Source organism: Blastococcus sp. SYSU DS0828, from assembly GCF_054050975.1.
Window position 1 is genome coordinate 85,275 of the sequence record NZ_JBJHAK010000011.1, and the last position, 20,433, is coordinate 105,707.

Consider the following 20,433-nt stretch of genomic DNA (forward strand, 5'->3'; position numbering starts at 1 on the left):
GGAGCGGGAGGAAGCGCCCAGGTGGGATGCTCGGGAGGTGAGCCAGCGCACGGTCCCCGGGAGCCCCGACGAGCTGTCCGCCGCCCTGGCGGGCACCGGCTACCTCGCCGACGAGGGGCTGGCCACCGCCGCGCACCTGGCGCTGGCCATGCACCGGCCGCTGTTCCTCGAGGGCGAGGCCGGCGTCGGGAAGACGGCGCTGGCCCAGGCGCTGGCGGAGATCACCGGCCGGCCGCTCTACCGGCTGCAGTGCTACGAGGGGCTCGAGGCCAGCCAGGCGCTCTACGACTGGGACTTCGGCCGTCAGCTGCTGCACCTGCGCGCCGCCGAGGCCGCGCACGCCGCCGACGACCCCGCGCGGCTGGAGGCCTCGCTCTACGACCGCCGGTTCCTCCTGGCCCGGCCGCTGCTGCAGGCGCTGGAGGACTCCCCGAGCGTGCTGCTCGTCGACGAGGTGGACCGCGCCGACGACGAGTTCGAGGCGTTCCTGCTGGAGGTGCTGTCGGACTTCACCATCTCCATCCCGGAGCTCGGCACGGTGCGGGCGGAGACCCCGCCGCTGGTGGTCCTCACCTCCAACCGCACCCGCGAGGTGCACGACGCGCTCAAGCGGCGCTGCCTGTACCACTGGCTGGCGCACCCCGACTTCGACCGCGAGGTGGCGATTCTGCGCCGTCGGCTGCCCCAGGTCACCGACGAGCTGGCCCGGCAGGTGGCCCGGGCGACGGCGACGCTGCGCACCCTCGACCTGCTCAAGCCGCCCGGGGTCGCGGAGGCGATGGACTGGGCGACGGCGCTGCACACGCTCGGGGCCCGGGACCTGGACCCCGACCTGGCGGCGCGGACGCTCGGCGCGGTGCTCAAGTACCGGGAGGACACCGAGCGGGTGCGGTCGCTGGACCCGGAGGCGCTGCTCGGTGGCTGACGCGTCGGGGACGGCGGAGCGGGACGTCGTCGACACCGTGCTGGGCTTCGCCCGGACGCTGCGGCACGCGGGCGTGACCGCCTCCCCGGACCGGGTCCAGGCCATGCTCGCCGCCCTGGGTCACCTCGACGTCCTCCAGCCGTCGGCGGTCTACTGGGCCGGCCGGCTGACCCTCTGCGCCGGCCCCGACGACCTCGACCGCTACGACGCGGCCTTCCTGGCCTGGTTCTCCGGGCGACGCCCGCGCCCCGCCCCGGCACCGGTGCAGGTGCGGCCGCAGCTGGCCGCGAGCGCGCCGCTCGACGCGGGCACCGGCGAGGGGGACGAGGACCCGGACACCCCCGACCTGGCCGCCCGCGCCAGCGCGGACGAGGTGCTGCGACACCGTGACGTCGCCGGGCTGACCGACGCCGAGCGCGCCCACCTGCGCAGGTTGTTCGCCCTGCTGGTCCCGGCCGCCCCGATGCGCCCGGCCCGGCGACGGCGGCCGGCGGCCCACGGCGGGGTGCACCCGGGCCGGACCGTGCGCCGGGCGCTGCGCGAGGGCGGCGAGGTCAGCCGGCTGGTGCACCGCCGCCCGCGGCCGCGCCCCCGCCGTGTCGTGCTGCTGGTCGACGTCTCCGGGTCGATGACGCCCTACGCCGACGCGCTGCTGCGGTTCGCCCACGCGGCGGTGCGGGCCCGGCCGGCGTCGACCGAGGTGTTCACGATCGGCACCCGGCTGACCCGGGTCACCCGCGAGCTGCGGCTGCGCGACCCGGACCGGGCGCTGGCCGCCGGGGGGCAGGCGATCCCCGACTGGTCCGGCGGTACCCGGCTCGGCGAGGTGCTCAAGGCCTTCCTCGACCGGTGGGGCCAGCGCGGCACCGCGCGCGGCGCCGTGGTGGTGGTGTGCAGCGACGGCTGGGAGCGTGGGGACACCGGGCTGCTCCGGGAGCAGATGGCCCGGCTGCGGCGGCTCGCGCACGCCGTCGTCTGGGTCAATCCGCACAAGGGCCGGACGGGGTACGAACCCCTCACCGGCGGGATGCAGGCGGCGCTGCCGTCGGTCGACCACTTCGTGGCCGGGCACAGCATGGCCGCGTTCGAGGAGCTGTCGGGGGTGCTGCAGGAGCCGCGCGGGCAGCACCGGAGATCTGGGGAGGAGTTGCCGGATGCGAGACGTGCTCGATGACCTGGTCGGCTGGTGGCAGGCGGGGGAGACCGTCGGCGTGGGCACCGTGGTGGGCACCTGGCGCTCGGCGCCGCGGCCCGCCGGCGCGTCGATGCTGGTCGGACCCGACGGCACGGCGGTGGGCAGCGTCTCCGGCGGCTGCGTCGAGGGCGCGGTGTACGAGGAGGCCAGGGACGCCGTCGCCACCGGGGAGCCCACGCTGCGCCGGTACGGGGTCAGCGACGACGACGCCTTCTCCGTCGGGCTGACCTGCGGCGGGATCCTCGACGTCTTCGTGGAGGCGGTGTCGCGCGAGTCCTTCCCCGAGCTGGGGGAGGTCGCGGAGTCGGTGGGGCGGCACGAGCCGGTCGCCGTCGTCACCGTGGTCGCCGGCCCCGACGACCGGCTGGGGCGCCGTCTGGTGCTCTGGCCCGACCGGTCCTCGGGGACGCTGGGCTCGCGGCGGCTGGACGACGCCGTGGCCGACGACGCCCGCGGCATGCTCGTCGGCGGCCGCACCGGGCTGCTGCACGTGGGGCGCGACGGCGAGCGGCGCGGCGACGACCTCACCCTGTTCGTGAACTCCTTCGCCCCGGCCGCCCGCATGGTGGTGTTCGGCGCCATCGACTTCGCCGCCGCCGTCGCCCGGGTCGGCGCGTTCCTGGGCTACCGGGTCACCGTCTGCGACGCCCGGCCGGTGTTCGCCACCCCCAAGCGCTTCCCGGAGGCGCACGAGGTGGTGGTCGAGTGGCCGCACCGCTACCTGCAGGCCGAGGTCGACGCCGGGCGCATCGACGAGCGGACGGTGCTCTGCGTGCTCACCCACGACCCGAAGTTCGACGTCCCGCTGCTCGAGGTGGCGCTGCGCACCCCGGTCGCCTACGTCGGGGCGATGGGCTCGCGGCGCACCCACGACGAGCGCCTCGCCCGGTTGCGCGAAGCCGGGCTGGGCGACGAGGAGCTGGCCCGGCTCTCCTCGCCGATCGGCCTGGACCTCGGTGCCCGCACCCCGGAGGAGACGGCGGTGTCGATCGCCGCGGAGATCATCCAGGGGCGCTGGGGCGGCAGCGGCCGGCGGCTGGCCGAGGTGTCGGGCCCCATCCATCAAGGACCCCCCGGCCCCCCGCCACTCGCAGGCTCGCGACGGGCCCCTGCCGAGGGGCCGAGAGACCGCTGAGGGACGTGTCCGCGCTCCCCTTCCGCTACGGGGTGGAGGTCGTGGGTCTGCTGGCCTCGCCGGCGCACCGGTACGACGGCCGCCCCGGCGCGGCGGTGCCTGCGCAGGCCGACGACCGGCGGGAGCGGCTGGAGATCCGGGCGGGGGTCGGCATCGTCGGGGACCGGTACGCCGGGCGGCCGGCCCACCGGGACGCCCAGGTCACGGTGCTGGCGGTGGAGTCGCTGGAGTCGCTCGCCGCCGAGCTGGGCGCCCCGCCGTTCGACCCGCTGCTGGCCCGGCGGAACGTGGTGCTGCGGGGTGCCGAGGTGGAGGCGCTCCGCGGCCGGGAGTTCGCGCTGGACTGCGGCGCGGGACCGGTGCTGCTGCGCGGCGGGCGGGCGGCGAACCCCTGCGCCTGGATGGACCTGGTCCTCGCGCCCGGCGCGCACCGCGGGATGCGCGGTCGCGGCGGGGTGCGCTGCGCGGCGCTCTCCGACGGCCGGCTCGAGCTGGGACCCGCCGTCCTGACCAGCGCCGTGCCGCTGGATCCCGCCGCGGCAGGGCGGGCCCGCTCCCTGGCGCCGGGTCGCCGCTGACCTGCGACACGCCGGGCGGACCGGCTGCTGGCGGTCGCGCCGCACGCCCCGCAGTATTCCGTCCGGCCGGACGTCCGAGATCCGGAGACGTGTACTCCGGAGGTCCTCCCGTGCGCATGCGCATCCCCCAGTTCGCCGTCGCCGCCGCGAGCGCCCTGCTCCTCACCGCCTGCGGGAGCAGCAGCCCGCTCGACGGCATGACCGGGCCCGAGGTCGCCGACGCGGCCGCCGACGCCCTGGAGGAGGCCGGTTCGTTCCACGTCACCGGCACCATGGCGGAGGGCGGCGAGGAGGGCGAGCTCGACCTGCACCTGCAGGGCGACGACGTCACCGGTTCGGTGACCATGGGCGGGTCCGAGATCGAGCTGCTCCGGGTCGACGGCGAGGTGTACCTGCAGGCACCGTCGGACTTCTGGGCCTCCTTCGGCATGCCGGCGGAGATGGCCTCGCAGTTCGACGGCCGCTGGGTGATCGTCCCCGGTGAGGCCGTGGCCGAGTTCGAGGAGATCTCCCTCGACGGTTTCGTCCAGCAGTTCCGCGACCCGGACAGCGAGATCGCCGAGGAGGTCAGCTCCGAGGAGCTCGACGGCGAGGACGTGGTGGTCGTGGAGCAGGAGGACGGCAGCCGGTTGTTCGTCGCCGACGACGAGCCGGCCTACCCGCTGCAGGTCACGACCGGCGAGGGCGGCGACTCCGGCACCGTCACCTTCAGCCGGTTCGGCGAGGAGGAGGAGATCTCCGCCCCCGCCGACCCGATCGACCTCATGTCGATGATGGGCGTCTCCTGACGCCTGCTGTCCCGGCGTCGCGCCGGTCAGCCCAGCAGCTCCCGGACGGCTGACGGGGCCTGCGACGCCCGGTGCAGCGCGGCCACCCTCCCGCCGCCGGCGGCGGCGAGGGTGGTGCAGGAGGTCATCGCCTCGTCCTCGGCCGACAGCGCGAGCACCTGGAGCCGCGCCGGTATGCGAGCCAGCGACGCCGCGGCGTCCACCGGGTCGGGGCTGTCGGTCGCGACGCCGTCGGAGAGCAGCAGCACGTGGCGGTCGGCGGCGCGGGAGCGCGCGAGCTGCGTCGCCGCCGTCCGCAGCGCCAGCTCGAGGTCGGTGGTGCCGCCGCCCCTGAGGTCGCAGAGCCGGTCGACGACGACGTCCGCGCGGGGATCGGCCGACAGCGGGCGCAGCACCACGGCCTTCGACCAGAAGGCGACGACGCCGAGCTCGTCGCCCGGCCGCATGCGCTGGGCCAGGGCCGACGCCGTGAGCACCGCGGCGGCGAGTTCGTCCCCGGCCACCGACCCCGACGCGTCGACGAGCAGGACCACCGCGCGGCCGGTGGAGCGCCAGCCCCTCGTGTGCAGGTGCTCGGCGCGCCACCGGGGCTCGGCCCCCCGCGCGGCCAGCGTCGCGTCGAGGTCGACGTCCGAACCGGTCGGGTCGCGCCGGGTGATCATCCGGCTGGTGCCGGGGCGGTCGGGAGTGCCGGTGCGCGGATTGCCCAGGGGCAGCCGTGCGGCCAGCGCCCGCGCCGCGGCGCGCAGCCGGGGGTCGAACGCGCGGGCGGCCGCGGCGAGCACCCGGGCGGCAGCGTCCGGGTCGCGGGCGGCCAGGTCGGCCACGGCCTCGGCGTCGAGGGTCCCCGCCTCCGGCGAGACGGTGTCGAAGTCGGGGTTGCTGCGGGAGAGCTCGTCGCGGCTGGACCGGCGCGCGCCCTGGGTGCGCAGCAGCTCCTCGACCTGCTCGGGGTCCTCGACGACGCGGGGCGGGCCCGACGCCGGTCGCTCGCCGGCCGGCGCCGGCGGGGGTGGCGGCCCGGGGGACGCCTCCCCGGGCGTCAGGCTTTTCCCAGCTCCTCACCGGCCCGGCGCCAGATGTCGGCGACGACGTCCTCCACCGGGCGCGCCACGCCGTCGCCCCGGGTCACCTTGCCGGTGAGCGCGGCGAGGGCGGCGTCGAGCCCGGTCGCCTCCTGCAGGGGGGAGGTCTCCCGGACGGCGGCGAGCTCCACGGCGATCAGCACCGTGTCGATCGCCCCCCGCACGGAGGCGCCGATGCGCAGCTCGGAGTGGTCGCGCGTGATGCGGACCGCCCGCACCGCCCGGGCGACCAGCGCTGCCTCCCCGCTGGTCACCGCCTCGACCACCCGCAGCTCGGCGTCCTCGTCCTGGTAGGCCATCGCCACCCGGCAGGAGCGGTCGTAGAGGGCCGGTGTGACCCGCGCGGTGCCCACCGCGTCGAACGGGTTCATCGCCGCCACCAGCCGAAAGGTGGGCCGCGCCGCGACCCGGCCGTAGCGGGGCACGTGCATCTCCCGCTCGGAGAGGACACCGAGCAGGACGTTCATCGTCTCCTCGGGGACCCGGTTGAACTCCTCGACGTAGAGCAGCGAACCCTCGGTCATGGCCCGGGTGAGCGGCCCGGGCACGAAGTTCTCCGGCCGGTAGTCCTCGGTGAGGACCCGGGAGGCGTCGTGGTGGCCGACCAGCCGGGTGGGTGTCAGCTCCGCGTTGCCCTCGACGAGCACGAGGGGGACCCCGGCGCCGTCGGCCAGGGCGCGCAGCAGCGTGGTCTTGCCGGTGCCGGGTGGGCCCTCCAGCACGACGTTGCGCCCGGCGGAGAGCGCCGCGGCGACCACCTCCGCCTCCCGCAGGCGGTCCACCACGCGCTGACGGGCCACGCGGACCATCCCGCCCACGTCGAGGTGGGCGGCGCTGCGCGTGCTGGTCACGATCCTGTCCCGGCCGGTGCCACGTCCTGGCTCAGCTCCCGTCGTCCTGGCTCACCTGGTGTGGTCCTGGCTCACCGTCGACCGTGAGCCAGGACCCCTGATGATCAGGTGACCTGATCATCAGGGGTCGGAGGCCGGGGCTCAGTCGTAGACGATGACGCCGCGGATGTTCTTGCCGGCGTGCAGGTCCTCGTAGCCCTGGTTGATGTCGTCGAGCTTGTACCGCTTGGTGATCAGCTCGTCGAGCTTGATGGCACCCTCCTGGTAGAGCCGCAGCATCTTCAGCATGTCGGCGCTGGGGTTCTGGTCCCCGAACAGCGCGCCCCGGATCTCCTTGGTGAACAGCGCCAGCATGCTCGGGTTGATCGGGATGCCGACGTCGGTGAGGTCGCCGAGGCCGGTGATGACCACCCGGCCGCCCTTGCCGAGCGCCTCGACGCCCTGGGCGACGTGCTCGCCCTTGAGCACGCCGACGGTGATCAGGACCTTGTCCGCGCCCTGGCCGTTGGTGACGCTGCGACCGAACTCGGCGGCCTCGTCGATGCTCGCGAAGGCGTGCGTGGCGCCCAGCTCCATCGCCTTCTCGCGCTTGAAGTCGATGGGGTCGACGGCGATGACGTGGCTCGCGCCGGCGTGCGCAGCGCCCTGGACGGCGTTGATCCCGATGCCGCCGACACCCATGACGATGACGGTGTCGCCGGCCCGCACCTCGCCGGCCTGCACGGCGGTGCCCCAGCCGGTGCCGACGCCGCAGCCGACCAGGCAGGCGACGTCGAGCGGGATGTCCTTCGGGATCTTGACCGTGGAGCGGACGTCGACCGTCGTCACCTCGGCGAACGTGCCCAGTCCGCACATCTGGCCGACCGGGGTGCCGTCGGAGGTCTGGAAGCGGAAGCTCTCGGCGTCGTCCCAGCGGGAGCCGACCAGGAGGTTGGCGCCGGAGTCGCAGATGTACTGCTGGCCGTTCGCGCAGTACCGGCAACGGCCGCAGCCGGGGAGGAAGGAGAAGACGACGTGGTCACCCTCCGCGAAGTCCTTCGTCCCGGGGCCCACCGCGGTGACGACGCCGGCGCCCTCGTGGCCGCCGAGGAAGGGGTAGTGCCCGACGGGCATGTCCCCGGTGGCGATGTGGTCGTCGGAGTGGCACATGCCGGAGGCGGCGAGCTTCACCTGGAGCTCACCGACCTGGGGGTCGTCGGCGACCAGGTCGGTGACCTCCCACTTGCCGGGGGCTGAGCGCAGGATCGCGCCGCGGGTGTTCACGGGCACAGGAACCTCCTCGTCGCCCTCGTCGTCGAGGGCCGTCCACCTCATGCGCGGGCACGCATGCCTGCCGCGCACGCTATGACCCCGATCACACCCTGGGAAGGGGCATGCAACGTTGGCGCCGGGCCCACCGGCCTCGGTGCAACGTTCGGGGCACGCACACTGGTCCGGTGCCCCGCCCCCCGGTCGTCGTCGTCGGCGCGGGGCCCGTCGGGCTCACCGCCGCGCTGCTCCTGGCTCGCACCGGGCTCCCCGTCGTCGTCGTGGAGCGGCACGCGGCCCCCTATCCGCTGCCCCGCGCGGTGCACCTGGACGACGAGGTGTTCCGCGTGCTGCAGGCGGCCGGCGTGGCCGACGACGTCGCCGCCCGCTGCCGGCCGATGGCCGGGCTGCGCCTGCTGGACGCCGCCCACCGGGTGCTGGCCGAGTTCCGGCGCGCCCCGGACGCCGGCACGAACGGCTGGCCGCAGGGATCGTTCGTGCACCAGCCCGATCTGGAGGAGGTGCTGGCGGCCGCGGTCGCGTCGACGCCCGGGATCGAGGTGCACCGCGGGAGCGAGGTGACCGGGCTCGACCAGGACGGCGGCGGGGTGACCGTGCGGGTGACCGACCGGGCGACCGGGGCGGACCGCTCCGTCCGGGCGGTGGGGGTCCTCGGCTGCGACGGCGCGAACAGCACCGTGCGGAAGCTGATCGGCGCCCGGATGCGTGACCTCGGCCCCGCCGACCGCTGGCTGGTGGTCGATGCGCGCGCGCCGGTCCCGCTGCCGGTCTGGCCGGGGGTGCACCAGGTCTGCGACCCGGGCCGGGCGGCCACGTTCATGCCGGTGATCGGCGACCGCTACCGCTGGGAGTTCCGGCTGGCGCCGGGCGAGACGGCCGAGGAGCTCGCCGACCCGGCCCGGCTGGCGGCGCTGCTGGCCCCGGTCGCCCGCGGCACGGAGGTCGAGGTGGTCCGTGCGGTGGAGTACACGTTCCGGGCGCAGGTGGCCGACCGCTGGCGCGACGGCCGGGTGCTGCTGGCCGGAGACGCCGCCCATCTCACCCCGCCGTTCGTAGGGCAGGGCCTGGGCCTGGGGCTGCGCGATGTGCACCAGCTGGCCTGGAAGCTCGCCGCCGTGCTGGCCGGGGAGGCCGGTGAGGAGCTGTTGGACACGTACCAGGCCGAGCGCGAGCCGCACGCCCGGGCGCTGATCCGGGTGGCGCTGCTGCTCGGGCGGCTGATGACCGGCGGCGGGCGCGGGGGCGCCGTCGCCCGCCGGGCCGTGCTGACCGCCGTCCGGCGGATCCCGGCCGTCGCCCGGCTGGCCACCGACAGCCGGACCCCGCCGCTGCACCGCGGCCCGCTGGTGGCGCGCCGCGGCCGGGCCGGCCGCCGGCTGGCCGGGACGCTGGTCCCGCAGCCGGAGGTGCTCGTCGACGGCCGGCCGTGCCGGCTGGACGACGTCCTCGGCGAGGGGTGGGCCGAGCTGTCCGCGGAGCTCGTGGTGCGCCGGGCCGACGGGACGGAGGTGCGGATCGTCGATCCCAGCGGCACGCTGCGCCGATGGCTGGGGCCGGCCGCCGCGGTGCGGGTCCGCCCCGACCGCATCGTGGCCGCCGTCCGCCGGTGAGGCTCCCGCCCACCGCCGAGAGCCGGTGCACCCGGACGGGTGTTCCGGCCGAGGAGGGCGCCTCGACCGCTTGTCCCGGCGGGCGGGTGTGGTGATCCTCGGTCGGTGAACGAGTGGTTGACGCGGGCGTCGCGCACGCAACTGGGGCTCATCATGGGGCTCTTCTGCGGGGCGGGTGCGGCGTTCGGCGTCGCGGTCCTCGGCGGGCAGGGCTGGAGCGCTGCCGTGCCCGGAGCCGTCGGAGCGGCGATCGGTGGAGGCCTGGTCGGGGCGACGCTGATGCACGGGCAGCTCCGGCGCCAGGCAGAGGCGGTCGGCGTGCTGGGGGGACGCGCCCGGCGCGCCGCCGGGCGGGCGTCGCTGCGGGGGCCCGTACCCGAGGACCCGGAGACCCGCGCCGCCGCCTACGCGCTGGTGGAGCACGCACTCGCCGAACGCCGGCGCAACCGCGTTCCCAGCGTGGTTGGCGCGGTGGTCCTCCTCGCGATGACGGTCTACCTGGCCGTGCAGGCGTCACCCTGGTGGTGGATCGGGGTGGCGGTCCTGGCCGGGTTGCTGGCGTACGGCTGGTTCGTGCTGCCCCGGCGGTTGCGGCGCCGGGCCGAGCTGCTGGACCCCGACGCCGGCTAACGCGGCCGGCCGATGCCGACCGCGTAGAGGGTGCCCAGCACGGCACCCGGCGGGAGCGCCACGTAGAGCCACCACGGGTGGATCCCGCCCACGGTGGCCTCGAGGATCCCCCAGACCACCAGGTTCACCAGGCTGATGCACGCCCAGATGATCACGAGCACCTTCATCGCGGTGCCGGCGTCGTCGTCGCTGAACGCCCGGCGCGGCCCCGGGGGCGGGGGCAGCGCGGGCAGGTCGGCGGTGACCCGGGCAAGGTCGCCCCGGGTCCGCGCCGCCCACACGGCCTGCACCCGCTCGTCGAACTCGTGCAGGTCGAGCTGCCCGGCGTCGTGCGCCCGCTGCAGCCCGGCCTGCACGTCGGCGCGCTCGGCGTCGGAGATGCGGAGGTCCTCGGGTCGGACCGGCTGGCTCACACCGGACATCCTGGCAGGCGTCCGGCCCGGCGTCAGGCCTCGCGGCGCCGCCGGGCCGGGGAGGTGGCCAGGAGCGCGTTCTCCACCGCGGTGTCGCCGAGTGCCCGCTCGAACCCCGGGGGGACGACGAGGTCGTCGCGGGAGAGGTCGGCGACGTCGGAACGCCCGAGGCCGACCATCGCGGAGCCGAGCCCGTCGCGCAGCAGGTCGAGGACGTTCTCCACCCCGGCCTGGCCGTTGGCGGCGAGGCCCCAGAGGTAGGCGCGGCCGATCATGACCGCCTTCGCGCCCAGCGCCAGGGCCTTGGCGACGTCGCCACCGCGCCGGATCCCGCCGTCGAGCAGCACCTCGATCTGGTCGCCCACCGCGTCGGCGACCGCGGGCAGGGCCCGGACCGAGGCGGGGGTGCCGTCGAGGTTGTTGCCGCCGTGGTTGCTCACCGAGATGGCGGTGACGCCGGCGTCGACGGCGCGCTTGGCGTCGTCCACCCGCATGACGCCCTTGAGCATGAACGGGCCGTCCCACTGGGAGCGCAGCCAGGCGACGTCCTCCCACGTGGGCATCGGCGACTGCTGCCACATGCCGTAGGCGCCGAAGAACGTCGGCGCCGGCTCGCCCGGCGTCGCCACCATGTTGGGCACGGTGAGGTCGGGCAACTTGCGGGTCCTCGCGAAGTCCAGCAGCCAGCGCGGCTTGACCAGCACCTGCGGCGCGTACTTGCGGGCGGCCTGGAAGTCGATCTTCTCCGGGATGAACGGGCTGCCCCAGTCGCGGCCGTAGGCGAACGACCAGTCGAGGGTCGCGATCATCCCGACGGCCCCGGCCTGCTTCGCCCGGTCCATCCGGGCGAGCATCTCGTCGCGCGTGCCCACCCAGTACATCTGGAAGAACGTCTGCGGGTTGGCTGCGACGACCTCCTCGATCGGCTTGCTGGCGAAGCTCGACAGGCCCATGGCCACCCCGCGGGCGGCAGCGGCCCGCGCGACGGCCACCTCACCGTCGGGGTGGACGGCCTGCACGCCGGTCGGGCTGATCATGACCGGCATCGACATGGGCTGGCCCATGACCGTCACGGCCGTGTTCCGCTCGTTGGCCAGCCCGGCGGTGTGCGGCGCGAAGCCGATCTCGGCGAAGGCGGCGAGGTTGTCCTCGAGGGTCAGGCCGCGCTCGGAGCCGGCGACCAGCGCGCCGTAGACGCCCTTCGGCAGCCGCTTCTTCGCCCGGCGCTGCGCCTCGGCGACCGATTCGAACCACGCGTTGGCCATGGGCATCTCCTTCGTCGGCCCGGTGCGCCGGGCGGTGGGCCGGCGCGAGGCCGGTGGCACTGAGTGCCAGGCTAGCGCCGCGGGTGAGACGCCGACCACACCGGCCGCCCGGACGGGTCAGCCGCGCAGGCTGGGGAAGCCCGCCGCCATCTCGTCGAACGCCAGGTGCAGGTGCCCGGTCAGGGACGACGCGTCGTCGGCGAGCCACGCCTCGAAGGCCGTCGTCGCCGCTGCGCGCGTGCTCGCCGCGACCAGGCGGGGCAGCAGCCCGCTGGGGGAGCTGCCCGTCCGGGCGGCGACGTGCTGGGCGACGACCCGGTCGACCTCGGCGAAGCGCAGCTGGCTGTGGGCCAGCAGGGCGGGCTCGGTGAGGATCAGCCGCATGCGCTCCCGCAGCAGCGGCAGCTCGGCTGCCGGGTAGTCGTTGACCTCGAGGTACGCCGCGCAGACCGAGGTGAGCACCGGCTGCGCCGGGTCGGCCGCGGCGAGCAGCTGCTGGAGCCGGGCGACGTGACCGGCGAAGTCGCCCCACACGGCGTCGGCCTTGGTGGGGAAGTAGCGGAAGAAGGTCCGGCGGCTGATGCCGGCGGAGTCGGCGACCTCGTCGCTGGTGACCTCCTCGAAGCCGCGCACGGTGAAGAGGTCCAGGGCCGCGCGCTCGACACGGGCGCGCCCCGCCGGCGCCGTCCTCGTCTCCACCACGCGCGCATTCTGCCCGGTGGGCGTGGCGCCCGGCGCCCGCCGACCCCGCTCTTGCTCCTGGCACCGGGTGTCACTAACGTCCGCCTCGACCATGTGACCGCGTTCACGGAGGCCCCCATGCCCGAGCCCACCCAGACCGACGTCGCCGCCGCCGAGTTCCGGACCCCCGAGGCCCCCGCCACCGAGGAGGCCCTCGTCGAGGAGTCGCTCGTCGAGGAGGTCTCCATCGACGGCATGTGCGGCGTGTACTGATCGACGCCGTGCCGACGACGAACGGGACCGGCCCGGCGACCGGGACGGCCGCCGGCTTCGACGCGGAGCTGCCCTGGCGCCGGGCCCGTTCCGTCGCGCTGCGGCCGGAGCCGTTCGGCGCGCTCGTCTACCACTTCGGCAACCGGAAGCTGTCGTTCCTGAAGTCGAAGACGCTGGTCGCGGTCGTCGAGGCGCTGGGCGACCACCCCAGCGCGGCGGCGGCCCTGACCGCGTGCGGCGTCCCCGACGCCCAGCGCGGCGCCTACGTGAAGGCGCTGGCCGACCTCGCCCGCTCGCAGATGATCGAACGCCGGGAGACCCAGTGACCGCAGTGCTGCCCGCCCGCCCCGAGCGCCCCACCGGCGGGCGGCTGATCGACCAGTTCGAGTACGGGCTGGACGCCCCGATCTGCCTGACCTGGGAGCTCACCTACGCCTGCAACCTGGCGTGCGCCCACTGCCTGTCCTCGTCGGGCCGGCGCGACCCGCGCGAGCTCTCCACCGCCGAGGCCGAGGCGGTCATCGACGAGCTGCAGCGGATGCAGGTCTTCTACGTCAACGTCGGCGGCGGCGAGCCCACGGTGCGGCCGGACTTCTGGCACCTGCTCGACTACGCCATCGGCCACGACGTCGGGGTCAAGTTCTCCACCAACGGCGTCAAGCTGGACAAGCAGCGGGCCGCGCAGCTGGCCCGCACCGACTACGTCGACGTGCAGATCTCCCTGGACGGCGCCACCGCCGAGGTCAACGACCGCGTCCGCGGCACCGGCTCCTACGCCACCGCGATCCGGGCGTTGGAGAACCTGGCCGAGGCCGGGATGAAGGACTTCAAGGTCTCCGTCGTCGTCACCCGGGAGAACGCCGGCCAGCTGGACGAGTTCAAGGCGCTCACCGACTCCTTCGGCGCCCAGCTGCGGATCACCCGGCTGCGCCCCTCGGGCCGCGGAGCCGACGTCTGGGACCAGCTGCACCCGACGGCCCAGCAGCAGCGGGAGCTGTACGACTGGCTGCTGGCCAACGGCGAGGGCGTGCTGACCGGCGACTCGTTCTTCCACCTGTCGGCGTTCGGCGAGGCGCTGCCGGGGCTCAACCTCTGCGGCGCCGGCCGGGTGGTCTGCCTGATCGACCCGGTGGGCGACGTCTACGCCTGCCCGTTCGCCATCCACGAGAACTTCCTCGCCGGCAACGTGCGCTCACCCGGCGGCTTCCGGAAGGTGTGGCAGGAGAGCGAGCTGTTCGCCGACCTGCGCAGCCCGCAGACCGGCGGCGCCTGCACGAAGTGCGCGCACTTCGACGCCTGCCGCGGCGGCTGCATGGCGGCGAAGTTCTTCACCGGGCTGCCGCTGGACGGGCCCGACCCCGAGTGCGTGCAGGGCTACGGGGAGACGGCGCTGGCGGCCCGCGACGTCGAGCTGGTCACCCCGCGCAGCCACATCGACCACTCGCACAAGGGCCCGGTCCGCGGGCAGCCCACGCTGCTCGGCATGCCCGCGCTGCCGCCGGCGAAGGCCTGCGACGAGTCGCCCCTGGCGGGCCTCGACCTGCGCTGAACCCCGGCGCCGGCCCGCGGGGCCGGCGCCGGGCGGCCGCTGCTAGAGGTCGACCTTCTTGTTCTCCCCCGCGTCGATCCGCTCGCCGGTGGCCTTGGCCTTCACGAAGCTGAACGCGGTGGCCAGCCGGCCGCCCGGGCTGTCCCAGTACTCCGCCGAGTCGCCCTCGACCTTGATCAGCACGACGTCGGGGTCCTCGGGGCCGTTCGGGAACCAGGCCTCGACGCCGCCGTTCCACAGCTCCTTCTTCTTGGCCAGGTCGTCCACCACGACGGCGTGACCGGTGAGCGACACCCAGGTGCCGCCGGAGCCGATGCCGACGTTCACCTGGGGCTGCGCGGCGATGTGCGCCACCGGGTGGGAGCCGCGCTCGGCGAAGAACCACAGGTCGCCGTCGAACTCGACCTCCTGCAGCGTCATCGGCCGGCTGGTCAGCTTGCCGCCGGGGGCGATGGTGGTGAGGAAGCCGAAGCGCTCCCCCTTGATCAGCTCGGCGACCTTGCGGGTGTCCTCGGTACTCATGCCGGGCTGGTGCCCACGGTGGTCCCGCCCGACACCCCTCAGCGCGCGTCGAGGTAGCGCCAGGCGCCGTCCTCCCGGACGAACCGGCTGATCTCGTGCTGGCTGCCGCGCTCGCCGCCGGCGACGTACCAGGCGCGGAACTCCACGGTCCCCTCGGTGGCGAGCAGCCCGCCGCCGGTGGTGGCGAGCACGTCCAGGCCGGTCCAGCGCACCTGCGGATCGAGCTCCACCGACGCCGGCCGGGTGGTGGAGTGCCAGCTGGTCAGCAGGTAGCCGGCGTCGCCGACGGCGAAGGCGCTGTACCGCGACCGCATGAGCTGCTCGGCGGAGGCCGCCGTCGCCTCGCCGGCGTGCAGGCGTCCGCAGCACTCGGCGTAGGGCAGGCCGGTGCCGCACGGGCAGCGTCGGGGAGCCATGGGGCCAGTCTGCCGTCGTGCGAGGCTGGGCCGGTGACCTCCCTCGGCGACGCCACCTGGTCGGAGCTGCCCGAGCGGCCGCTCCTCGTCGTCCCCCTGGGATCGGTGGAGCAGCACGGCCCGCACCTGCCGCTGGCGACCGACACCCGGACGGCGGAGACGGTGGCGCAGGCCGCGGTGCCCGGGATCGGTGGCGCGCTGCTCGCCCCGGCGATCCCCTACGGGGCGAGCGGGGAGCACGAGGGGTTCCCGGGCACGGTGTCGATCGGCACGGAGGCGCTGACGACCGTGCTCGTGGAGTACGGGCGATCGGCCTGCCGCTGGGCGGGGCGGCTGCTGGTCGTCAACGGCCACGGGGGCAACTACTCCGCCCTGCGGGCGGCGGTGCCGCTGCTCCGGGCCGAGGGGCGGGACGTGGCCTGGTGGCCGCTCGCCGTTGCCGGCGGCGACGCCCACGCCGGCCGCACGGAGACGTCGCTCATGTTGCACGTGGAACCTGCTGGGGTCCGCCGGGAACGGGCGGAGGCGGGGGAGACGGCGCCGCTGCGGGAGCTGCTGCCCCGGATGCGCGCCGAGGGCGTGCGGGCGGTCAGCCCGAACGGGGTGCTCGGGGACCCGGCGGGCGCGTCGGCGGGCGAGGGGGCGGAGCTGGTGGCGGACCTGGCCGGCCGGCTGGCTGCCGCCGTGGCGACCTGGCGCATCGACGACGCGGGGCGGCTCCGGGAGTGATCCCGGAACCGCCCCGCGCCGGAGGTGGTGGCCCGCTCAGTTCAGGGCGTCGGCGAACAGCGGCACGCTGTTCTCGATCGCGTACAGCAGGCCCGGTGCCGAGGCGCTGGAGAAGGCGTTGAGCAGCGTCAGGTCGTCGAGGACGACGGCGCGACCCTCCTGGGCGGCGGGCAGCGACTGCCACACCGGGCTGCCGGTGAACGCCGAGGCCTCGACGAAGATCGGGAAGACCACGGTCAGCTGGGCGTCGAGCAGATTGAGCTGCTCCTCGCCGATGGGCACGAAGAAGTTCTCGGTCGCCAGCGCCTCGATCTCGGCCTTGTTCTCGAAGCCGAGCTGCTCCATGAACTGCACCCGCGAGTCGCCGGTGAGGTAGACGTTCCAGCCCTCGGCGGAGTAGGCGCCGACGGCGACCTCGGTGCCCTGGAACTCGGGGTGCTCCTCCCGGGCCTGCTCGAAGGCCGCCTCGACCTCGGCCGCGAGCTCGTCGGCCTCCTCGCTCCTGCCGAGCGCCTCGCCGATCATCTCCAGCTGCTGCTGCCAGGTCGTCTGGTACGGCCCGACGCCCTCGGGCTGACCGATCGTCGGGGCGATCTCGTTCAGCAGGTCGTAGCGCTCCTGGTCGCCGGACGAGCGGGTGTCGAGGATGAGGTCGGGCTGCAGCGCCGCGATCTGCTCGTAGCTCGGCTCGAGCGTGCCGATGATCACGGGGGGCTCGGCGTAGCCCTGCTCGACCCAGTCGCCGAGGCCGTCCTCGCCGCCGACCGCCAGCCAGTCGCTGGCGCCCACCGGCTCCACACCGAGCGCGAGGGCGGTCTCGGCGTCGGACCAGCCGAGCGCCACCACCCGCTCGGGCTCCTCCTCGACCGTGACCTCGCCGAAGGCGGTCTCCACCGTCACCGGGAACGCCGACGACGAGTTCCCGGTCGTGCTCCCGGCCGCCCCGCCGTCGGAGGTGGCGGGCTCGTCGCCGGAACCGCAGCCGGTGACGACGAAAGCGGTGGCCGCGAGCGCGGCAGCACCCCGGAGGGCGGAAGGAAAAGGCATGACACAACTCCTTGGCGGATCAGGTAAGGGTGACCTAAGCACACGAACCTGGGAGCGGGGTGGCCGGGACCGGATCGTTACTGTCGCGGGACCCGTACGGCGGGAGCCGAGGGCACCGACGCGCGAGGAGGGCCGGGCATGAGCGGGGCGATCGAGGGCCGCGAGGGCTGGCTGGTCGTGATCGACCTGCAGCACGTCTTCGGCGAGCAGGACTCGCCGTGGACCGCGCCGCGGTTCGAGGAGATCCGCCCGCGCGTCCGCCGGCTGGTCGAGGCGTTCGGCGAGCGGGTGGTCTGGACCCGGTTCGTGGCGCCCGCGGAGCCGGTGGGGGCGTGGAAGGAGTACTACGCGCAGTACGACTTCGCGCTGCAGCCCCCCGACGCGCGGTGCTACCAGCTCGTCGAGGACCCGGGCGGCGCCCCGGTCGTGGACGCCACCACGTTCGGCAAGTGGGGGCCGCGGCTGGCCGAGGTGGTCGGCGAGGGGCCGCTCACCGTCGCCGGGGTGGCCACCGACTGCTGCGTCATCTCCACCGTGCTCCCGGCGGCCGACGCGGGGGTGCACGTCCGCGTGGTCACCGACGCGTGCGCCGGGGCGGGCGACCAGCAGCACGAGCGGGCCCTGCAGGTGATGGCCGGCTACGCCCCCCTGGTCTCCTTCGCCACGACGGACGAGGTCCTGGCGCAGGGATGATCCCCGCCCCGCCGGAGCGCCGGCTGCCCGACGGGTTCGCCGTGCGGCTCGACCCGCGCACCCGCCGGCGCGACGGCGGCGCGACCCTGCTCGGGGGTTCCCCGCTGCGGCTGATCCGGCTGTCCCCGCGCGCGGCGGGGCTGCTGGCCGCCGACCGCCTGGTGGTCGGCGACGCGACCGGTGCCGCCCTGGCCGCGCGGCTCCTCGACGCCGGCCTCGCCCACCCGGAGCCGCCGCCGGACGCCGGCGGGGCGGACGTGACCGTCGTCGTCCCGGTGAAGGACCGACCGGCCGGGCTTGGCCGGCTGCTCGCCGCGCTGCGCGCCGATCCGCGGACGGCGGCTGTGCCCGTGGTCGTCGTCGACGACGGCTCGGCGGTGCCGGTCACCGCTCCCGACGGCGTCCGCGTCCTCCGGTACGAGGTGTCCCGGGGCCCGGCGGCTGCCCGCAACGCCGGCCTGGCCGCGGCAGGCACCGAGCTGGTCGCGTTCCTCGACTCCGACTGCGTCCCCCTCCCGGGCTGGCTGGGCCGGCTGCGGCCGCACCTGGCCGATCCCCGGCTGGCCGTGGTGGCCCCCCGGATCGTGCCGCTGGCGGGCGCGGCACGCGGGTGGACGAGCCCCTACGAGGACGTCGCCGGCGCGCTGGACATGGGCCCGGAGCCGGCGGCGGTGCGGCCGCTGTCGGCGGTGTCCTACCTGCCGAGCGCGGCGCTGCTGGTGCGCCGGTCGGCCCTGGGCCCGGGCTTCGACGAGGCGATGCGGGTCGCCGAGGACGTCGACCTGGTCTGGCGGCTGACCGCGGCGGGCTGGCGGGTGCGGTACGTACCGGCGGCCGAGGTCGCGCACGAGCACCCGGCGCGCACCGCAGACTGGCTGCGGCGGCGCGCCTTCTACGGCACCGGCGCCGCCCTGCTGGCCGCGCGGCACGGGTCGGCGGTGTCGCCCCTGGTGATCGCGCCGGAGACGGCGCTCACCTGGGCGCTGCTGCTCGCCGGTGGTCGGTGGGGGCGGGCGGCCGGGGTCGCCGTGCTGGGGGTCACCGCGGCCCGGCTCGCGCGCCGGCTGGCCCGGCCGGGGGAGGCCGCCCCGGCCGTGCTCGCCACCGGCCTCGTGGTGCGCGGCCTCGCCGCGTCGGGCCGGGCGCTGACCCGCGCGGCCACCCGGCACCACTGGCCGGTGGCCGCCGCCGGGGCGATCGCCTCCCGGCGCGTGCGCAGGGCCGTGCTGGCGGCGGCGCTCGCCGACGGGCTGCTGGCCTGGGCGCCGCACCGGGGCCGGGTCGGACCGGTTCGTCACCTCCTGGCCCGGCGGCTCGACGACCTCGCCTACGGGGCGGGCCTGTGGGCCGGGGCCGTGCGGGCCCGCGACGTCCGGCCCCTGCTGCCGACGCGCCCACCCCGCTGACGACCCGCCCGGCCGCGGAATGCACGGCGGGCCTCGCGCCTTGCACGGCGTCGTACTGCGGTTCGACCAGCGTGGGTCCCGCTCAGCACCGATCGACGGGAAACCCGTGACCACTACCCAGGACCGCCCCCAGCCGCAGGCGACCCCCGATGCGCCCGCGCGACCGGGCGCCGCCCGCACCGCGCTGACGCTCGGCGCCTTCGTCGCCCTCGGCCCGCTGACCATCGACATGTACCTGCCGGCGCTGCCCAGCATCACCAGTGACCTGCTCACCACCTCGGCGACCGTGCAGCTGACCCTCACCGGCACGCTGATCGGCCTGGCGCTCGGTCAGCTGGTGCTCGGCCCGCTGTCGGACGCGTACGGCCGCCGCGGGCCGCTGCTGGCCGGCACCGCGCTGCACGTCGTCGCCTCGCTGCTCGTGCTCGTCGCGCCGACCATCGCCGTCCTCGGCGCGCTGCGGGTGCTGCAGGGCGTGGGCGCCGCCTCCGGCGCGGTCATCGCCCTCGCCGTGGTGCGCGACCTCTACGACGGCCGCGCCGCGGCGACGATGCTCTCCCGGCTGTTCCTGGTGCTCGGCGCCGCGCCGGTGCTGGCGCCCACCATCGGCGGGGAGATCCTGCGCTTCACCACCTGGCGCGGGGTGTTCGGCGTGCTGGCGGCTTACGGCCTGCTGCTGCTGGTCGTCGGGTGGGCGACGCTGCGGGAGACCCTGCCGCCCGCGCGGCGGAGCAGCGCCGGGGTGCTCGGGACGCTGCGGGTCTACCGCGGCCTGCTGCGCGACCGCGTCTACGTCGGGCTGGTGCTGGTCGCCGGCCTCACGATGGCCGGGCTGTTCAGCTACGTCTCCGGCTCCGCGTTCGTCTACCAGGACCAGTTCGGGCTCGACGAGCAGCAGTTCGGGCTGCTGTTCGGCGCCGGCGCGTTCTGGCTGATCGCCGCCACCCAGCTCAACCCGCTGCTGCTGCGCCGCTGGTCGCCGCAGACGCTCCTCGTGGCCGGCACCGTGGCCGGCGCGCTCGCCGGCGCCGCGCTGGTCGGGCTGGCCGGCACGGGGACCGGTGGCCTGGTCGCCGTCACCGGGGCGCTGTGGGCGGTGCTGTTCGCGTGCGGGCTCGCGCTGCCCAACGCCCCGGCGCTGGCGCTGTCCCGGCACGGCGAGGCGGCCGGGAGCGCGGCGGCCCTGCTGGGCGCCATCCAGTTCGGCGTCGGCGCGGCGGTCTCCCCGGTCGTCGGCCTCCTGGGCAACGACGCGGTGGCGATCGGCCTCGTCGTCGTCACGGCGCTGGTCCTGGCGATCGTCGTGCTGGCCGCCGTCGTCCGGCCGTGGCAGCTGCCGGCCGGGGATGCGGCGGCGGCCCCGGCGCACTGAC

General features: G+C 75.7%; 23 protein-coding genes. 14 read left to right on the top strand and 9 right to left on the bottom strand.

What is annotated here, in order from left to right:
• The first annotated feature begins 37 nt into the window (after nt 1-37).
• The 5 genes from ACI79Q_RS11095 (at nt 38) to ACI79Q_RS11115 (ending at nt 4,621) form a co-directional block, all read left to right on the top strand.
• Complete coding sequence (locus tag ACI79Q_RS11095; RefSeq protein ID WP_456591151.1) at nt 38-925, top strand: AAA family ATPase; 888 nt, start codon at nt 38-40, stop codon at nt 923-925.
• Complete coding sequence (locus ACI79Q_RS11100) at nt 918-2,099, top strand: vWA domain-containing protein (protein WP_456599650.1); 1,182 nt, start codon at nt 918-920, stop codon at nt 2,097-2,099. Before ACI79Q_RS11095 ends, ACI79Q_RS11100 begins: the two co-directional genes overlap by 8 nt.
• A complete protein-coding gene (locus tag ACI79Q_RS11105; protein ID WP_456591153.1) occupies nt 2,080-3,255 on the top strand; it encodes an XdhC family protein in 1,176 nt (391 codons plus the stop codon). The genes ACI79Q_RS11100 and ACI79Q_RS11105 overlap by 20 nt, the downstream gene beginning before the upstream one ends.
• A gap of 5 nt (nt 3,256-3,260) precedes the next feature.
• On the top strand, nt 3,261-3,833 hold the full coding sequence (locus ACI79Q_RS11110; RefSeq protein WP_456591154.1) for an MOSC domain-containing protein: 573 nt from the start codon (nt 3,261-3,263) through the stop codon (nt 3,831-3,833).
• A gap of 116 nt (nt 3,834-3,949) precedes the next feature.
• The gene (locus ACI79Q_RS11115; RefSeq protein ID WP_456613563.1) at nt 3,950-4,621 is read left to right on the top strand and encodes a hypothetical protein; all 672 of its coding nucleotides are present in this window, start codon (nt 3,950-3,952) and stop codon (nt 4,619-4,621) included.
• Between the two features lie 26 nt (nt 4,622-4,647).
• Here the strand turns inward: ACI79Q_RS11115 and ACI79Q_RS11120 are convergent, their stop codons facing one another.
• The 3 genes from ACI79Q_RS11120 to ACI79Q_RS11130 all read right to left on the bottom strand — a co-directional run bounded on the left by ACI79Q_RS11120 (nt 4,648) and on the right by ACI79Q_RS11130 (nt 7,826).
• Entirely contained in the window at nt 4,648-5,448 is an 801-nt protein-coding gene (locus ACI79Q_RS11120; RefSeq protein ID WP_456614694.1) for a vWA domain-containing protein, read from the bottom strand.
• A gap of 215 nt (nt 5,449-5,663) precedes the next feature.
• The gene (locus tag ACI79Q_RS11125; protein ID WP_456599645.1) at nt 5,664-6,557 is read right to left on the bottom strand and encodes an AAA family ATPase; all 894 of its coding nucleotides are present in this window, start codon (nt 6,555-6,557) and stop codon (nt 5,664-5,666) included.
• Nucleotides 6,558-6,698: 141 nt separating this feature from the next.
• Nucleotides 6,699-7,826 carry an NDMA-dependent alcohol dehydrogenase gene (locus ACI79Q_RS11130; protein ID WP_456591158.1) on the bottom strand — a complete coding sequence of 376 codons (1,128 nt, stop codon included), beginning with the start codon at nt 7,824-7,826 and terminating at the stop codon, nt 6,699-6,701.
• Nucleotides 7,827-7,993: 167 nt separating this feature from the next.
• On the opposite strand from ACI79Q_RS11130, the gene ACI79Q_RS11135 reads away from it, so the two are divergent.
• Complete coding sequence (locus ACI79Q_RS11135) at nt 7,994-9,436, top strand: bifunctional 3-(3-hydroxy-phenyl)propionate/3-hydroxycinnamic acid hydroxylase (protein WP_456614695.1); 1,443 nt, start codon at nt 7,994-7,996, stop codon at nt 9,434-9,436.
• Nucleotides 9,437-9,541: 105 nt separating this feature from the next.
• Entirely contained in the window at nt 9,542-10,066 is a 525-nt protein-coding gene (locus ACI79Q_RS11140; protein WP_456591160.1) for a hypothetical protein, read from the top strand.
• Here ACI79Q_RS11140 and ACI79Q_RS11145 read toward each other — a convergent pair.
• Genes ACI79Q_RS11145 through mftR form a run of 3 tightly spaced genes read right to left on the bottom strand, consistent with a single transcriptional unit; the run spans nt 10,063 to nt 12,446 of the window.
• Nucleotides 10,063-10,479 (bottom strand): DUF1707 SHOCT-like domain-containing protein, encoded by a 417-nt coding sequence (locus tag ACI79Q_RS11145; RefSeq protein ID WP_456591161.1) that lies wholly within the window; start codon nt 10,477-10,479, stop codon nt 10,063-10,065. The genes ACI79Q_RS11140 and ACI79Q_RS11145 overlap by 4 nt on opposite strands.
• Nucleotides 10,480-10,511: 32 nt before the next feature.
• On the bottom strand, nt 10,512-11,804 hold the full coding sequence (gene mftD / locus ACI79Q_RS11150; RefSeq protein WP_456613560.1) for a pre-mycofactocin synthase MftD: 1,293 nt from the start codon (nt 11,802-11,804) through the stop codon (nt 10,512-10,514).
• Between the two features lie 57 nt (nt 11,805-11,861).
• Nucleotides 11,862-12,446, bottom strand: a complete 585-nt coding sequence (gene mftR / locus ACI79Q_RS11155; RefSeq protein WP_456591163.1) for a mycofactocin system transcriptional regulator — start codon at nt 12,444-12,446, stop codon at nt 11,862-11,864.
• A 117-nt stretch (nt 12,447-12,563) separates the two neighbouring features.
• On the opposite strand from mftR, the gene mftA reads away from it, so the two are divergent.
• From mftA to mftC, 3 genes are read left to right on the top strand one after another with little or no spacing between them, the layout of a single operon-like run.
• A complete protein-coding gene (mftA, locus tag ACI79Q_RS11160) occupies nt 12,564-12,698 on the top strand; it encodes a mycofactocin precursor MftA (RefSeq protein WP_456591164.1) in 135 nt (44 codons plus the stop codon).
• Between the two features lie 8 nt (nt 12,699-12,706).
• Complete coding sequence (mftB, locus tag ACI79Q_RS11165) at nt 12,707-13,024, top strand: mycofactocin biosynthesis chaperone MftB (RefSeq protein WP_456613559.1); 318 nt, start codon at nt 12,707-12,709, stop codon at nt 13,022-13,024.
• Nucleotides 13,021-14,247: a mycofactocin radical SAM maturase gene (mftC, locus tag ACI79Q_RS11170; RefSeq protein WP_456591166.1), complete on the top strand. Its 1,227-nt coding sequence runs from the start codon at nt 13,021-13,023 to the stop codon at nt 14,245-14,247. Before mftB ends, mftC begins: the two co-directional genes overlap by 4 nt.
• 42 nt (nt 14,248-14,289) lie before the next feature.
• Here mftC and ACI79Q_RS11175 read toward each other — a convergent pair whose 3' ends face one another.
• Both ACI79Q_RS11175 and ACI79Q_RS11180 read right to left on the bottom strand, forming a co-directional pair.
• Nucleotides 14,290-14,769, bottom strand: a complete 480-nt coding sequence (locus ACI79Q_RS11175; RefSeq protein ID WP_456591167.1) for a pyridoxamine 5'-phosphate oxidase family protein — start codon at nt 14,767-14,769, stop codon at nt 14,290-14,292.
• A 38-nt stretch (nt 14,770-14,807) separates the two neighbouring features.
• Entirely contained in the window at nt 14,808-15,185 is a 378-nt protein-coding gene (locus tag ACI79Q_RS11180) for a YchJ family protein (protein ID WP_456599643.1), read from the bottom strand.
• A 33-nt stretch (nt 15,186-15,218) separates the two neighbouring features.
• Here ACI79Q_RS11180 and mftE point away from each other — a divergent pair, with 33 nt between their 5' ends.
• Complete coding sequence (gene mftE, locus ACI79Q_RS11185; RefSeq protein WP_456591169.1) at nt 15,219-15,914, top strand: mycofactocin biosynthesis peptidyl-dipeptidase MftE; 696 nt, start codon at nt 15,219-15,221, stop codon at nt 15,912-15,914.
• A gap of 36 nt (nt 15,915-15,950) precedes the next feature.
• On the opposite strand, the gene ACI79Q_RS11190 is transcribed toward mftE, so the two are convergent.
• Nucleotides 15,951-16,961 (bottom strand): iron-siderophore ABC transporter substrate-binding protein, encoded by a 1,011-nt coding sequence (locus tag ACI79Q_RS11190; protein WP_456614696.1) that lies wholly within the window; start codon nt 16,959-16,961, stop codon nt 15,951-15,953.
• 138 nt (nt 16,962-17,099) lie between these two features.
• On the opposite strand from ACI79Q_RS11190, the gene ACI79Q_RS11195 reads away from it, so the two are divergent.
• From ACI79Q_RS11195 to ACI79Q_RS11205, 3 genes are all read left to right on the top strand, one after another.
• The gene (locus tag ACI79Q_RS11195) at nt 17,100-17,654 is read left to right on the top strand and encodes a cysteine hydrolase family protein (RefSeq protein WP_456614697.1); all 555 of its coding nucleotides are present in this window, start codon (nt 17,100-17,102) and stop codon (nt 17,652-17,654) included.
• Nucleotides 17,651-19,060, top strand: coding sequence for a mycofactocin biosynthesis glycosyltransferase MftF (gene mftF / locus ACI79Q_RS11200; RefSeq protein WP_456614698.1), 1,410 nt, complete (start codon nt 17,651-17,653; stop codon nt 19,058-19,060). Before ACI79Q_RS11195 ends, mftF begins: the two co-directional genes overlap by 4 nt.
• A gap of 106 nt (nt 19,061-19,166) precedes the next feature.
• Complete coding sequence (locus ACI79Q_RS11205) at nt 19,167-20,432, top strand: multidrug effflux MFS transporter (RefSeq protein ID WP_456599641.1); 1,266 nt, start codon at nt 19,167-19,169, stop codon at nt 20,430-20,432.
• The last annotated feature ends 1 nt before the right edge of the window (nt 20,433 follow it).